The 14035-nt window shown below is 58.4% G+C and carries 19 protein-coding genes; all 19 read left to right on the top strand.

Translation table 11 applies throughout. From position 1 onward, the window contains the following. Positions 1-172: 172 nt before the first annotated feature. The 19 genes from KGP25_RS19730 (at position 173) to KGP25_RS19640 (ending at position 14034) form a co-directional block, all read left to right on the top strand. Positions 173-739 carry a DUF2441 domain-containing protein gene (locus KGP25_RS19730; protein WP_214146866.1) on the top strand — a complete coding sequence of 189 codons (567 nt, stop codon included), beginning with the start codon at positions 173-175 and terminating at the stop codon, positions 737-739. A gap of 375 nt (positions 740-1114) precedes the next feature. Further along, positions 1115-1465, top strand: a complete 351-nt coding sequence (locus KGP25_RS19725) for a putative holin (protein WP_032637451.1) — start codon at positions 1115-1117, stop codon at positions 1463-1465. A 2-nt stretch (positions 1466-1467) separates the two neighbouring features. After that, complete coding sequence (locus tag KGP25_RS19720; RefSeq protein ID WP_223539520.1) at positions 1468-2196, top strand: transglycosylase SLT domain-containing protein; 729 nt, start codon at positions 1468-1470, stop codon at positions 2194-2196. Next, the gene (locus tag KGP25_RS19715; RefSeq protein ID WP_023214056.1) at positions 2180-2830 is read left to right on the top strand and encodes a lipoprotein; all 651 of its coding nucleotides are present in this window, start codon (positions 2180-2182) and stop codon (positions 2828-2830) included. Before KGP25_RS19720 ends, KGP25_RS19715 begins: the two co-directional genes overlap by 17 nt. After that, the gene (locus tag KGP25_RS19710) at positions 2827-3159 is read left to right on the top strand and encodes a hypothetical protein (protein ID WP_000175096.1); all 333 of its coding nucleotides are present in this window, start codon (positions 2827-2829) and stop codon (positions 3157-3159) included. Before KGP25_RS19715 ends, KGP25_RS19710 begins: the two co-directional genes overlap by 4 nt. Then, positions 3152-3463: a hypothetical protein gene (locus tag KGP25_RS19705; RefSeq protein ID WP_006122433.1), complete on the top strand. Its 312-nt coding sequence runs from the start codon at positions 3152-3154 to the stop codon at positions 3461-3463. Before KGP25_RS19710 ends, KGP25_RS19705 begins: the two co-directional genes overlap by 8 nt. After that, positions 3463-4008: a DUF3486 family protein gene (locus tag KGP25_RS19700; protein ID WP_223540585.1), complete on the top strand. Its 546-nt coding sequence runs from the start codon at positions 3463-3465 to the stop codon at positions 4006-4008. Before KGP25_RS19705 ends, KGP25_RS19700 begins: the two co-directional genes overlap by 1 nt. Beyond that, positions 4005-5528, top strand: coding sequence for a hypothetical protein (locus KGP25_RS19695; protein WP_016246282.1), 1524 nt, complete (start codon positions 4005-4007; stop codon positions 5526-5528). Before KGP25_RS19700 ends, KGP25_RS19695 begins: the two co-directional genes overlap by 4 nt. After that, a complete protein-coding gene (locus tag KGP25_RS19690; RefSeq protein WP_080189903.1) occupies positions 5528-7024 on the top strand; it encodes a DUF935 domain-containing protein in 1497 nt (498 codons plus the stop codon). Before KGP25_RS19695 ends, KGP25_RS19690 begins: the two co-directional genes overlap by 1 nt. Then, entirely contained in the window at positions 7005-7826 is an 822-nt protein-coding gene (locus tag KGP25_RS19685; RefSeq protein ID WP_214146864.1) for a phage minor head protein, read from the top strand. Before KGP25_RS19690 ends, KGP25_RS19685 begins: the two co-directional genes overlap by 20 nt. Positions 7827-7828: 2 nt before the next feature. Further along, the gene (locus KGP25_RS19680) at positions 7829-8287 is read left to right on the top strand and encodes a phage virion morphogenesis protein (RefSeq protein ID WP_006122439.1); all 459 of its coding nucleotides are present in this window, start codon (positions 7829-7831) and stop codon (positions 8285-8287) included. A gap of 214 nt (positions 8288-8501) precedes the next feature. After that, positions 8502-9599, top strand: a complete 1098-nt coding sequence (locus KGP25_RS19675; RefSeq protein WP_214146863.1) for a peptidase — start codon at positions 8502-8504, stop codon at positions 9597-9599. Positions 9600-9612: 13 nt separating this feature from the next. Beyond that, positions 9613-10566 (top strand): hypothetical protein, encoded by a 954-nt coding sequence (locus KGP25_RS19670; protein WP_214146862.1) that lies wholly within the window; start codon positions 9613-9615, stop codon positions 10564-10566. Positions 10567-10576: 10 nt separating this feature from the next. Continuing rightward, positions 10577-10933, top strand: coding sequence for a DUF2190 family protein (locus tag KGP25_RS19665; protein ID WP_214146861.1), 357 nt, complete (start codon positions 10577-10579; stop codon positions 10931-10933). 1 nt (position 10934) lies between these two features. After that, positions 10935-11381 (top strand): DUF1320 domain-containing protein, encoded by a 447-nt coding sequence (locus tag KGP25_RS19660; protein WP_214146860.1) that lies wholly within the window; start codon positions 10935-10937, stop codon positions 11379-11381. Next, positions 11381-11845, top strand: coding sequence for a Gp37 family protein (locus tag KGP25_RS19655; RefSeq protein WP_214146859.1), 465 nt, complete (start codon positions 11381-11383; stop codon positions 11843-11845). Before KGP25_RS19660 ends, KGP25_RS19655 begins: the two co-directional genes overlap by 1 nt. Further along, on the top strand, positions 11845-12096 hold the full coding sequence (locus tag KGP25_RS19650; RefSeq protein WP_214146870.1) for a hypothetical protein: 252 nt from the start codon (positions 11845-11847) through the stop codon (positions 12094-12096). The genes KGP25_RS19655 and KGP25_RS19650 overlap by 1 nt, the downstream gene beginning before the upstream one ends. Beyond that, a complete protein-coding gene (locus KGP25_RS19645; RefSeq protein ID WP_214146858.1) occupies positions 12086-13513 on the top strand; it encodes a phage tail sheath subtilisin-like domain-containing protein in 1428 nt (475 codons plus the stop codon). The genes KGP25_RS19650 and KGP25_RS19645 overlap by 11 nt, the downstream gene beginning before the upstream one ends. Then, positions 13510-14034: a phage major tail tube protein gene (locus tag KGP25_RS19640; RefSeq protein WP_175086660.1), complete on the top strand. Its 525-nt coding sequence runs from the start codon at positions 13510-13512 to the stop codon at positions 14032-14034. Before KGP25_RS19645 ends, KGP25_RS19640 begins: the two co-directional genes overlap by 4 nt. The last annotated feature ends 1 nt before the right edge of the window (position 14035 follow it).

The raw sequence follows: 14035 nt of genomic DNA, 5'->3' as shown, positions 1-14035 counted from the left end.
GGTCGGCTCACAGTGCATACCTGTGGGTTGATGACCAGCCCGGTGTTCGCGCACCGGGCTGGTCGTTCTTTCACTGTCAGGATGAGGTTTAGGGATAACTGTTTTCTATTAACGCAATTTACTGGATGTGTAACCTACGTGCAGTGTTAGTTCGATAAGGATTGTTTTCTGAATGGGTACGTATTACACACTTGATTCCGCTAATCGTCTGCCTTCGCCTTGCCATGTAATTACCGGGAAATACGAACCTGAAGCGCCTGAGTTAGCCGCCTTTCTTCATCAGATGTATCCCGATGGTCTATCCAAGCACGGTCATAACTATCTCTATAACCCCGGCCCTAAAATGGAAGATGACAGCGGAGTCAGCAGAAGTCTGTTGGTCGGTCTGGTGTTTGAGTTGGTTCGCCGTAGCCATTTTCCAGACAAACCCTCCCGCTATCAGTCACTGTTTGCCTGTCAGCATCTGAGTGAAGTCAGGAAGTTCCGGCGATTACTGGCCGATGAGAGGGCCGAAGAGGAAATCAGAACGGCACCGATATATGAAGTCATCACAGATGAGCCGGTGCATCGCGGAGATATGAGGTTATTGAACAGTGATTGCCCGGTGCTGGAACTGTATCACCGGGCCTGGCTTTACTGGTCGGGAGAAGCGGCCCCGGTTAAGACTGGTGAGGAAGAACCGTTCTGGGAGCTGCTGATTCCGCTTCCAGTATTCGTTGGTCGCAGGATAACTGAGTAGCAGGATTAGGTGCGGCTTTATATCGTGATGTCGCCGCCACATTGCCAATCATCATGACGTTGTTTTCTCCGCTGGCGAAATGACTTCTTCTCTCTTCAAGTGCAACCAGCGCGTTTTTCAGTTCTGCAATCGCTTCGGTTGGGCAACATGCATCCACGCTTAGCGTGTAAGTTTTATTTTTCTCTCCGGTTCTGATCCCAAAGAGGAACCCTTTTTTAAAACCGGGCTGTTTCGGTTCAGTCATCGTGCTTGCCTCCCCTGTGTTTTGTGTGCCACCATTCTGGCCGCTTCCCTCTGCGAACACTTATAACGCGCTTTAAAATCCGTATCCCGCCACATTTGTGATGCTGTCTCCCACACAACAAGGAGACACTCATGAAAAACCTGAAAAAATTCATTCCCCCTGTTAAAAAGCCCCGTCTCAGCGGCTGGCTGCTGACCTCTGTGCTGTTGCTCGGCACCATCGGTCTGGTATCGCCTCAGCAGCTGCCGGTGGTTATCTACAAGCTGTCACTCATCACGCTGGCAGCTGTGCTGGGCTACTGGCTTGATCGTTCGCTATTCCCCAAAGCCCGTCCCGGTCAGTACCTGAAGCATGATGACAGGCTGATGGCTGATGGTCGCTTCCCCGTCCAGACTGGCCTTCACCTGGTCTTTTCCGCTGCGCTAATCCGCCGTGCGCTGATTGTTGCCGCAGTCTGTCTGGCCGTAGCGACGGGGCTGTAATCATGAACTGGCCTCAAATCACCCTCATCATCCTGCTTGCCTTTGGTCTGGGCGTAACCGCCATCAAGCATGGCGAGCCACGCAACGATAAATACAGCTTCTGGTGGCAGCTCGCTGGCAACCTGGTTATTGCCTGGCTGCTCTGGTGTGGCGGCTTCTTCAGTCAGGCCCGCGCAGCGCAGCCACCGCAGGCTGCGCTGCAGTATCGCGACGATGTGATCCGTAATGCCCGGCTTGAATGGGGAATGTCAGCGCCGGTGGCCGACTTCGCCGCACAGCTGCATCAGGAAAGCGGCTGGCGACCTGATGCGGTCTCGCCGGTTGGCGCTCAGGGGCTGGCGCAGTTTATGCCCGCCACCGCCGACTGGATAAGCCAGCTGATGCCGGGGCTGAACAGCCGTGAGCCGTTTAATCCGGCATGGGCCATCCGGGCGCTGGTCAGCTATGACCGCTGGCTGTGGCAGCGCGTCAGCGCCGCCAACAACTGTGAGCGTATGGCCATGACACTGTCGAGCTATAACGGCGGTCTGGGCTGGGTACAGCGGGACAAACGGCTGGCCTCACAGAAGGGGCTGGACAGTACCCGCTGGTTTGGACATGTCGCCACGGTGAATGCCGGGCGAAGCGCTGCCAACTGGCGGGAGAACCGCCACTATCCGCAGCGCATCCTGCGGGAGCTGGCACCGCGCTATCTCACATGGGGAGGCAGCAGCTGTGTGGAACCTGGTTAAAAGATTACCGTGGCGCGGCATGGTGCTGGCGCTTGTTCTGGTGGCTGCTCTTTATGGACTGAACCGCTGGGGCTATCACGACGGTTCTGAGGACGCAAAACGTGACGGTGACGCAGCGCTCAGTCGGCTGCAGTCAGCGTTTGATACCTATAAAACCGAACAAACGACGCTTGAGAACGCAGCGCTGCGGGCCTGGGCAAAACGGTATCAGGAGCAGGTTGCCGCCGGGCATCAGGCCGAAGCCAGTTACCTTGAGCAGATTGCTCAGCTAGAGAGCCAGAACAAACAACTACAGGGGCAAATTAACGATGTCACACAGCGCTGGATTGATGAAAAAGGTAAGAGCCATCCCATTGAGTGCGTGTTTACTCGCGGTTTCGTGCGCCAGTACAACGCCGCGCTCGGATATGACAACGCATCCGTCGACGCCGGTCATTCAGACGCAACTGCCGCCGCTGGCACCGGCACTCGCGCAGCGTCCGGGCAACCTGCAGCCGCTGACGCCTGGCTACGCGACTCAGGCGTCTCCCAGCGTGACGTCCTCGCCAACATCATCGACAACGCGAAGCAGTGCCGCATCTGGCGTGGCCAGATAAACGGGCTGCTGGACGAACGGGAAGGATTACAGAAATGACGTTGCAGGTTGAATTCTGGACGGTGGTGGGCTTTCTCATTACCTTCATGAGCTTTGTCGGCGGTATGGCCAAGTGGCTGTTCAGTAAAGCGGAGGAGCGTCAGGCGGCTCGGTTCGCCTCCCTTGAGCAGTCGCTGCAACAGTCCGCCTCCAACTGGGGCGAGCTGGAAAAAGAATTTATGCGGTTTAAGGCGGATTTACCGCTGAACTACGTCCGCCGCGAGGATTACATCCGTGGCCAGACGGTCATCGAGGCCAAGCTGGACGCACTCTACAACAAACTGGAAGTGGTACAGCAGTACCGTCATACAGGAGGTCACCATGGTTGATATCGCCCGCGTGCGCCGGGAATCCCTGCGCTGGAGTCTGCTGGTTGCTCTGAACAAAACCCGCCCGTATACCGCCAGCGAGACGCTGCTGCTGGATGTATCCCGCGCCATCTACCCGGACACCACGCCGCTGGAGCTGCGCCGTGAGCTGGATTATCTGGCCGACCGCAAGATGGTAGATCTGGAGAAAAAACCCTCCGGCGACTGGTTTGCCGACCTGACCCGCCTCGGCGTTGACTTGGTGGAATACACCGTGGAATGCGGCCCTGGCATCGCCCGCCCGGAAAAGTACTGGAGTGAATGATGGCCAGACGCAGCACGATAGAAAAGCTGCCGGAAGACGTGCGTCGCTGGCTTGAGCGGGCGCTGACTGAATCCGGCTTCAGCGGGTACAACGAGCTGGAGTCCCTGCTGCGTGAGCAGGGTTACGTCATCAGCAAATCGGCTATCCATCGCTATGGCCAGAAGATTGAGCGCCGCTATGGCGCTATCCGTGCGGCGACAGAAGCGGCACACATGCTGACCGAGGGAGCTGCTGACGATCAGGATGCGCGTTCGGAAGCGGTGATCGCCCTGATTCAGACTGAGCTGTTCGAGAGTATTGTCCAGCTGCAGGAAGCGGAAGAAGGCGAAGTCGACCCCAAAGAGCGCGTGGCGCTGCTGTCGAAGGTGGCGAAGAACGTGGCCACGCTGTCCCGCGCGTCCGTCAACCTCAAGAAGTTCCAGTCCGAAGTCCAGGCCAGAACGCAGCAGGCAGCCAGCAACGCCGAGAAAATTGCCCGTAAGGGTGGACTGTCAACCGATGCAGTACAGGCGCTGCGCCGTGAAATTCTGGGGATTGCCACATGAGCCAGCTTGCTCCCGTTTTGCCTGATACCTCGGCGCTGGATATCCCCGCCGTTCTGATGCCTTACCAGCAGCGCTGGGTGGCTGATACGTCGCCGCTCAAGGTGATTGAGAAGAGCCGCCGTACCGGTATCACCTGGGCTGAAGCGTCCGATGATGTTCTGACCGCAGCCTCTTCAGCACCTGCGGGCGGGATGAACGTGTATTACATCGCCTATAACCAGGACATGACCGTCGAATATATCCAGGCGTGTGCGATGTGGGCGCGGGCATTCAACTATGCCGCCAGCGAAATCGAAGAGGGTTTCTGGGAAGAAGACGAAGACGACAAACACATCAAGACCTACACCATCAAATTCCCTGATTCAGGCTTCCGCGTTGTTGCGCTCTCAAGCCGCCCGTCTAACCTGCGTGGCCGTCAGGGCATCATCGTTATCGACGAAGCGGCGTTCCATGAGCAACTGGATGAACTGCTGAAGGCGGCGCTGGCGATGCTTATCTGGGGTGGCAAGGTGCGCGTTATCTCCACCCATGACGGTGACGATAACCCGTTCAATACGCTTATCGGTGATATCCGGGCCGGACGTCAGGGGGGCAGCGTACACCGTATTACTTTCCAGGAGGCCGTGGCGGAGGGACTGTTCCACCGCGTCTGCCTGCGTACCGGGAAAGAATGGTCGCAAGCGTCCGAGCAGGCGTGGATGGCATCGGTGTACAAATTCTACGGTGCCGGTGCATCCGAGGAGCTTGACTGTGTCCCGGCCAACGGAGGCGGCGCCTGGCTGTCCCGCGCCCTGATTGAGTCCCGCATGTCACCCGATACGCCGGTGCTGCGCCTGACCTGCCCGGAGGGCTACGAGCTGAAGCCCGACGACGTCCGCTGGAGCGAGACGCAGGACTGGCTGGACGAACACCTCAAACCGTTGCTGGAAGCTCTGCCTGCTGACGCACGTTCTTTCCTGGGGCGCGACTTTGGCCGCAGCGGTGACCTGTCGGTGGACTATCCCCTGTTGCAGGAGAAGAACCTGGTACGCCGCGTACCGTTCGTGCTGGAGCTGCGCAACGTGCCGTTCAAACAGCAGGAGCAAATCGCGTGGTATCTGATGGACGGCCTGCCAAACCTGATGGGCGCGGCGCTCGACGCCCGTGGTAACGGCTCTTACCTCGCCGAATACGCCATGCAACGCTACGGCTCCAGCCGGGTTAAGCAGGTCATGCCTACTGAAAACTGGTATCGCGAGCATATGCCGCCGGTCAAGGCTGCGCTGGAAGATGGCAACCTGGTGGATTTACCGAAGGATGAAGACACGCTGGACGACCTGCGGGCCGTTCAGGTGGTCAACGGCGTTCCCCGCGTGCCGGAACAGCGCTCAAAAGCGAAGTCTGACAGTGGCAAACGTCACGGGGATTCAGCCATCGCGCTGGCGCTGGCGTACTTCGCCAGCCGTGAAATTAACAAAGGGCCGGTGAAGGCAAGCTCACGCCGTCGTCGTCAGGCGGCCCGTATGCTGGAGGATTACTGATGGCCCGTGGACTCTGGGTTTCACCCAATGAGTTTGTCTCTTTTGCCGAACCCAATAAAACGCTGACGGAGCAGATCGCCTCGCGCAGCCGCTCCATCGACTTCTTCGGGCTGGGGATGTACCTGCCTAACCCTGACCCCATTCTGAAATCTCAGGGCCGGGATATCCGCATCTATCGCGAGCTGCGTACCGACCCGCTGGTCGGCGGCTGCATCCGCAGGCGTAAGGCGGCGGTCAAGTCGCTGGAGCGTGGTCTTGAGCGCGGTCATGCCCCGGCGCGGGTATTCAGCTTCATCCGGGATATGCTCGACGATCTGGATTTGTCCCGCATCATCGGCGAGATGACCGACGCCGTTCTCTACGGGTATCAGCCCTGTGAGGTCATATGGGGACGCTCTGTTAAATCCTGGGGCATCGCCGATATCGTGGGCAAGCCACCGGAGTGGTTCCAGTTCGACAATGATAATCTGCTGCGCTTTCGTGCTAAAGACGCCGGGCTTGAAGGCGAGCCGGTACCGCTGAACAAGTTCGTGGTACCGCGTCAGGACGCGACCTACGATAACCCGTATGGCTTCCCTGACCTGTCGATGTGCTTCTGGCCCGTGACCTTCAAAAAAGGCGGCATGAAGTTCTGGGTGCGCTTTGCCGAGAAATACGGCTCACCGTGGGTTATCGGCAAGCATCCGCGCGGTACCGCTCAGGGTGAGATTGACCTGCTGCTGGATTCCATGGAGGCAATGGTGGAAGACGCGGTGGCCGCTATCCCTGACGATTCCTCTATCGAAATCAAGGAGGCCGCAGGCAAGGCCGACAGCAGCGATATTTATCAGAACCTGATAACGCTTGCCCGCAGTGAAATCTCCATAGCCCTGCTGGGGCAGAACCAGACCACCGAGGCCAACAGTAACCGCGCCTCCGCGCAGGCCGGACTGGAGGTCACCGATGATATCCGTGACGCTGACGCTGATATCGTGGAAAGCGCGGTGAATCAGGCCATCAGGATGGCGGTATCAATGAACTTTGGCGATGTGGCCAGCCCCGTCTGGAAGATGTGGGAACAGGGAACGGTCGACGATACTCAGGCAACCCGCGACGAGAAACTCAGCCGCGCCGGTGTGGTCTTCACCCCGCAATACTTCAAGCGTGAGTACCAGCTGCAGGACGGCGATATTGACGAGACACCACCGTCAGAGCGCCAGAAGAACATGCTGCCACTGTCGTTCGCCGAGGCCATAGATGCTGATATTCAGGCCCAGCAGGACCTCGATGATGCGCTGGATATTCTGATGAACGGTGGCACCTTAAACGGCGTACTTGCGCCGGTGCTGGAGCCGCTCTTTAACCAGGTGAAAGACGGCGTTAACCCGTCTGAGCTGCTAGGAGCGCTGGCTGAACTGTACCCGCAGATGAATGCGGATGACCTGCAGGAGCGGCTGGCCCGTATCATGTTTGTTGCAACTGTCTGGGGGCGTCTGCATGAGCGTGACAACGGCTGAACTGGCGTACTGCATGACGCTGCCCCCCAAACGGGCTATCAGCTACCTGAAGTCCAAAGGGTATAGCTTCACGTGGGACTGGGAGGAGATGTGGCAAGATGCCCATGCCCGCGCCTTTACCGTCGCCAAAGTGACCCGGCTGGATATTCTGGAAGATATCAGGAGCGCCCTGCAGCAGGCACTGGATGAGGGCAAGACTGACCGCTGGTTCCGCCAGCAGCTGGAGCCGGAGCTGCTGCGCAAGGGATGGTGGGGGCCACGTGACACCACCGACCCGGTAACGGGCGAGCCGGTCACCATCCAGCAGGGCAGCCCGTGGCGGCTCGACACCATCTTTCGTACCAATATGTCCGTACTCTACAGCGCTGGTCGCTGGGCGGAGCAGATGGAGAACGTCGACGACAGGCCGTACTGGATGTATACCGGCATCAACGACAGCCATACCCGCAAGAGCCATCTGGCGCTGCATGGTCTGGTGCTGCGCTATGATGACCCGTTCTGGCAGGCGTTCTACCCGCCGAACGGCTGGCGCTGCCGCTGTGGTGTCATTGCCCTGAGCGCAGCCGATGTGCGTGCCCGTGGCCTGAAGGTGTCAGATTCTGGCTCAGCCATGGGATGGGAGCTGAAGCTGGTCTCAGAGAAAACGGGCGAGATGCAGAACGTCGCCACCTTCAATACCGGTACCACGAAGGTGGCCACCGACGTCGGCTGGTCTTACGCGCCGGGGGCTGCATACCGTCCCGACCTTGCCCGCTATCAGGGTACGCTTCAACCGCTGGCACAGCAGGAACTGAGAGGATAACGATGGCTTCCGATAACCTGGTCAATATCACCATTAACGATGAATCCCTGCGCCGGAGCCTCCGTGCGCTGGACCTGGCTGCCACAGACCTGGAACCCGCGATGCGCAAAATCGCCGGAACCCTGCTGGCGGAGACGCAGTTTAACTTTCTCGATGAGGGGCGTCCGGGGTGGACTCCCTCGCTGGCAGCAGAAGAGCGCGACGGGCAAACACTGCAGGATACCGGGCGTCTGATGGGGTCAGTATCAACCGACCATGACGACCGGCAGGCAGCGGTTGGCACTAATGTCGTTTATGGGCCGATTCACCAGTTCGGTGGTAAAACGGGGCGTAATGAGTCCGTTGAACTTCCGGCCCGTCCGTTCCTGCCGCTGACAGGGGACGGTGAGCTGCAGCCTGAAGTGGTTGTCCCCATCCTCGATACGATTGTCCGCCATCTTGAAGCAGCGGCCCGTCGCTGAGTTTTGTCTCTGCAGGCGGGTGATTTATCATTGCCAGCCGCTGAGGGGCTGTATTACCTTTATAAAGGCTTTACAGCCCCCGCTTTGCACCACTATTCGCCTGCAGCGTGACATTCCCCGTACTGATACCCCCGATTTTTTCTAAAGCAGATTAAAAGCGCTGCTGATGCTTTTTCCACAGACTGTCCCCGACAACGTAACGCGGGACAGCAAAATGCCAGCCATTCACATTTTTAAAGCCGGTACTCATACCGATATGCACGGCACGAAACTGCCGTTCACGCAAAGCGATCTTGCCGCCTGCGTGAAAGCCTATGACCCGTCCGTCCATGAAGCACCACTCGTTATTGGCCACCCCAAAACGGAAGACCCGGCGTGGGGCTGGGTGAAATCCCTGTCGCTTAACGGCGGCGATCTGCTGGCAGAGCCTGACCAGCTCGACCCGCAGTTTGCCGAACTGGTGGGCAACGGACGCTTCAAAAAGGTCTCCGCCTCGTTCTATCTCCCTGACTCACCGAACAACCCGAAGCCCGGTACGCTTTACCTGCGTCATGTCGGCTTTCTGGGGGCGCAGCCACCTTCCATTAAGGGGCTGAAGCAGGTTTCGTTTGGTGAGAAAGAAGAAGGCGTCGTCGAGTTTTCCGACTGGGGCGATATCACCAACGCCTCACTGTGGAGCCGTCTGCGCGATTTCCTGATCGCCCGGTTCGGGATTGATGAGACCGACAAAATCATCCCGCCGTGGCAACTGGATTCACTGCGTGATGAGGCTTACCGCGACACCGGGAAGTCTGAACCGGACTTCAGTGAACACAATCCCAACCCTCAACAAGAGAACAGCACCATGACTGAAGAAGAAATCAAGGCGCTTCAGGCGGAAAACACCCGTCTGAAAGCCGAAGCGAACCAGCGAGCTGAGCTGGAAGCGAAGAACAAACAGGACAAACTGCACGCGGACAACGTCTCCTTTGCCGAGAAGCTGGTCGGCACGGGGCGCCTGACCCCGGCAGCAAAACCGGTTGTTGTTGCCATTCTTGATGCGGTAGCCGGTGGCGATAAGCCTGTCGAGTTCGCCGAGGGCGATACCCGCACCCCGCTGGCCACGGCGTTTAAGACACTGCTGGATGGCACTGCCCCGGTACTGAATTTCAGTGAACACGCGACCAAAGACCGCGTGAGCACGGATATCAAAACGACGTCAGCGGAGTTTGCTGAAGCCGACCCGGAACGTCTGGCGCTGCATCAGAAAGCGCTGGAACTGTCGAAAAAAGAAGGCATCAGCTACGACGCTGCTGTCTCCCGCTGCCTGTAATTAAGGAGAGAACATGTCTGACTATTTAAAGGGTAAGCGCGTCGTTGACCCGGTGCTGACCAGCATCGCACGCGGTTATAAAAATGCCGCGTTTATCGGCGAACGCATTTTCCCCATCGTCCAGACCGATAAAGAAGGCGTGACCGTACCGACCTTCGGTAAATCCGCTTTTGTGGAGTACGACACCGAGCGTGCCGTGGGGGCTGACAGTAACGTTCTGGTGCGCGAGAAAACCGGCAAGCTGGATCTGGTACTCAACGAGCACGATCTGGCCGCGCCGGTGGACTATCGCGAGCAGGCCGAGTCGATGTTCAACGAAGAGGCCAAAGCCATTCGCCGTGTGACGAGCGGCGTCAACCTGAAACGCGAACTGTATGCGGCCCGTCTGGCCCAGGACAAGAACGTCTATCGCGCGGCTAACGTCAAAGCGCTGGCTGCGGCTGACCGCTGGGGCGGTGGCAAGGGTGACCCGATTGGCATCATTGAAGGCGGGATTGAAGCGGTGCGTAACGCCACTGGTCTGCGTCCGAACCTGATGACCATGGGGGCAAGCGTCATGTCGCTGCTGAAGTTCCACCCGGCGATTCAGGCCGCGATTGGAGCCAACGAGCGCAAGCGTATCACCATCGAAATTCTGAAAGACCTTTTCCAGTTGGACGATGTTGCGATCGGCGAGCCGGTCTCCATGGCCTCCATGAAAGACGCGCAGAACAAGGACAAAGTCCCGACCGATATCTGGGGCGACAACCTGATGCTGCATTACGTCGGTAACCCCCAGCCGGGCACCGACAGCGCCGACGAAAATGAGCCGTCATTCGGTTACACCCTGCGCCGTAAAGGGATGCCGGTGGCGGATAAATACGACGGCATCGGCGGCAAGGTGAAGTACTGCCGTTATACCGATATCTACAAAGTCGCCGTGGTCGGTGGCGATGCCGGGTATCTCGTCACCAACATCGTGAAATAAGGAGACGGTCATGGGTACAACTCAACAGGTCATTCTGACCACTACCGTGACGGCCAGCGCGGCGCTGACGCAACAGCGCTTTGTCGGTGCCGATAACGCCCCCTGTCAGGCTGGAGCCGTCGCGCTCGGCGTGGCAGAGGTGGATGCCGCTGCCGGTGATGTAACGCCAGTCAATGTACTGGGTATTGTTGCCGTCGAGGCCGGTGCGGCAGTCTCCAGAGGGCAGATCGTTCAGTCGGATGCGAACGCATGCGCCGTTCCTCAGGTCCCCGCAGCCGGTGAGACCCCGGCAGGCATTTCTGCCGGGATTGCGCTGGATGAGGCACTCGCCGAAGGCGACATTATCCGCATCCTGCGCGGGGTGTGATATGTACTGCACCCTCGCGGATTTGCTTGAACAGGTTCCTGAGCGGACGCTTATCCAGCTCACCAACGAGGAGCTGGACTTCGACTCGCCCGCGACGGTGAAAACTGAGGTGGTGGACAGCTGTATTCGCTATGCCGATGAACTGATTGATGCCCATCTGCGCGGACGCTATACCCTGCCGCTGGCGGAGATACCGACCGTTCTGCGGGACATTGCCATCACGCTGGTGCGTTATCGGCTCTACACCCGCCGCCCGGAAGGGGCTGTCCCGGACACCGTGAAGGATGATCACAAAGAGGCCCGGCGTCAGTTGGAGGCTATCCGCGATGCAAAACTCACGCTGGGGCTGCAGTCCACCCAAAAAGATGTGCCCGAGTCCGGTGAAATCCGGGCACGGGCACGCCGTCCCACCTTTGGCGGGCGCGACGGTTTGCTGGAGAAATACTGATGAACGTTCTGCCCGTCCTTGATGCTGTACTCGCCCGGTTACGCGAGAAACTGCCCCAGCTGCAGGTTGAGTACTTCCCGGAGAAACCGGCTGAATATCGCCTGAATCATCCGGTTGGGGCGCTGCTGGTGAGCTATGCCGGGTCGCGTTTCGACAAGCCCAATGATATCGGCGCGGTGATCCAGCCCCAGACCATCCAGCTCTGCGTCACGGTGGTCTTCCGCCAGCTCAACGGTAAAAGAGGTGCGATTGACGTCCTGGATGCTGTCCGTCGCATCCTCGGCGGTTACACCCCGCCGAACTGCCGCCGTCGTATCTGGCTGACCCGTGAGGTCTTTATCGGGGAGGTCAAGGGGCTGTGGCAGTACGCTCTCGACTTCGCCACTGAAAGCGTCTTTATCGAAGACAGCAATTTACCGTCCGGTCCGCTGTTAACCGAAGTGAATTATGAGGAAAGCGAGTGATTAAAACATACCGCTATTCCGGCCCGGCCAGCGGCGTCACGCTGTCGGACGGAACCGAAATACTGCTCTGGCCGGGGAAGAACGTCTCCCTGCCGGAGGAGCATGACTATGTGAAGGTACTGGAGGCGCTGAAGCATCTGACCCCGGTACCAGAGGAAACCAGCCCCGCCAGCCCTCCAGCTCTGCAGTTAGCGAAACGCAGGAACGGTGGCGACAACGATGTGAAACCGGAGGACTCCAATGTCAGCTAACTATCTGCACGGTGTCGAAACCATTGAAGTGGAAAACGGTGCCCGCCCGGTTAAGACGGTGAAATCTGCCGTTATTGGCCTGATTGGTACTGCCCCGACGGGAGACGTGAATACGCTGGTACAGTGCCTGTCTGAGAAAGATGCAGCGAAATTTGGCAGCCAGCTCACCGGCTTCACCATTCCGCAGGCGCTGGATGCGATCTACGACCATGGCGCAGGTACCGTTCTGGTTATTAACGTACTTGATCCGGCGGTGCATAAAACCGCAGTGGCCGATGAAGATGTCACGTTCGACAAGGCGACAGGCAAAGCTAAACTGGCCAACCCGGTTGTCGCACAGCTGGTACTGAAGCCATCCACCGACGGTCAGCCTTATATGGAAGGTCAGGACTATTCGCTTGATGCGCAGACCGGGGTGATTACTAACCTCGGGAAGAGCATTGCTGCTGATGCCACGGTGAAGGCCAGCTATAACTTCGCTGACCCGACCAAAGTCACCCCGGCTGATATCATTGGAGCGGTGAACGCCGCAGGCAACCGCACCGGCATGAAGCTGCTTAATGACAGCTTCAACCTGTTTGGCTACTTCGCCAAAATCCTGATTGCCCCTGTGTTCTGTACCCAGAACAGCGTCTCGGTTGAGCTTATCGCCATGGCTGAAAAGCTGGGCGCGGTGACCTACATCGACGCGCCGGTGGGTACCACCTTTGCGCAGGCTCTTGCGGGACGTGGCCCGGAAGGCACCATTAACTTCAACACCAGCTCTGACCGCGTCCGTCTGTGCTATCCGCACGTTAAGGTGTACGACGCGGCCACCAACAGCGAACGGCTGGAGCCGCTGAGTCAGCGAGCTGCGGGTCTGCGTGCCAAAGTCGACCTGGACAAGGGCTACTGGTGGTCGTCCTCCAATCAGGAGATTCTGGGTATCACCGGCGTGGAGCGCCAGCTGTCGGCAATGATTGACGACCCGCAGAGCGAGGTGAACCTGCTCAACGAACAGGGTATCACCACGGTCTTCAGCAGCTACGGCAGCGGCCTGCGTCTGTGGGGCAACCGGACAGCAGCATGGCCAACGGTTACGCATATGCGCAACTTTGAGAACATTCGCCGCACCGGCGATGTGATCAACGAGTCCCTGCGCTACTTCAGCCAGCAGTACATTGATATGCCCATCACCCAAGCGCTGATTGATGCGCTGACGGAGTCGGTAAACGCCTACGGGCGCAAGATGATTGGCGATGGCGCTCTGCTGGGCTTTAAATGCTGGTTCGATCCTGCCCGTAACGAAGAGACGGAGCTTGCCGCCGGTCACCTGTTACTGAGCTACAAATACACGCCACCGCCTCCGCTGGAGCGACTGACGTATGAGACCGAGATCACTTCGGAATACCTCTTAACCCTGAAGGGGAATAGCTGATGGCAAAGATTGAGATCAACCGCATCACCAATGCCAACATCTATCTGGATAGCGCTAACCTGCTGGGCCGGGCCGAGGAGGTCAAGCTCCCCGACGTGTCGATGACCATGCAGGAACATAAAGCGCTGGGGATGGTGGGCAAGGTGGAACTCCCGTCAGGCTTCGACAAGCTGGAAGGTGAGATCAAGTGGAACAGCTTCTACCGCGACGCGATGCTGTCTGCCGCGAACCCGTATAAATCGCTGGCGCTGCAGTGCCGTTCCAGCGTTCAGCGCTACAGCTCTCAGGGGCTAATTGATGAAATCCCGCTGGTGACGTTCCTGACGATCATGTTCAAGAAGAACCCGCTGGGCACTTTCAAGCAGCATGAGAACGCCGAGTTCTCCAGTAGCTTCACCTGCACATACATCAAGCAGGTACTGGATGGCGAAGAGCTGCTGGAGCTGGATTATCTGGCCAACATCTTCCGCGTCGGCGGCGTTGACCAGTTGACTGACTACCGCATCAATATCGGGGGCTGAC

The sequence above is a fragment of the Enterobacter sp. JBIWA003 genome, from assembly GCF_019968825.1.
GTDB lineage: Bacteria > Pseudomonadota > Gammaproteobacteria > Enterobacterales > Enterobacteriaceae > Enterobacter > Enterobacter quasiroggenkampii.
Note: the sequence above shows the minus strand (reverse complement) of the source record. Positions and strands in the feature narration are given on the sequence as shown.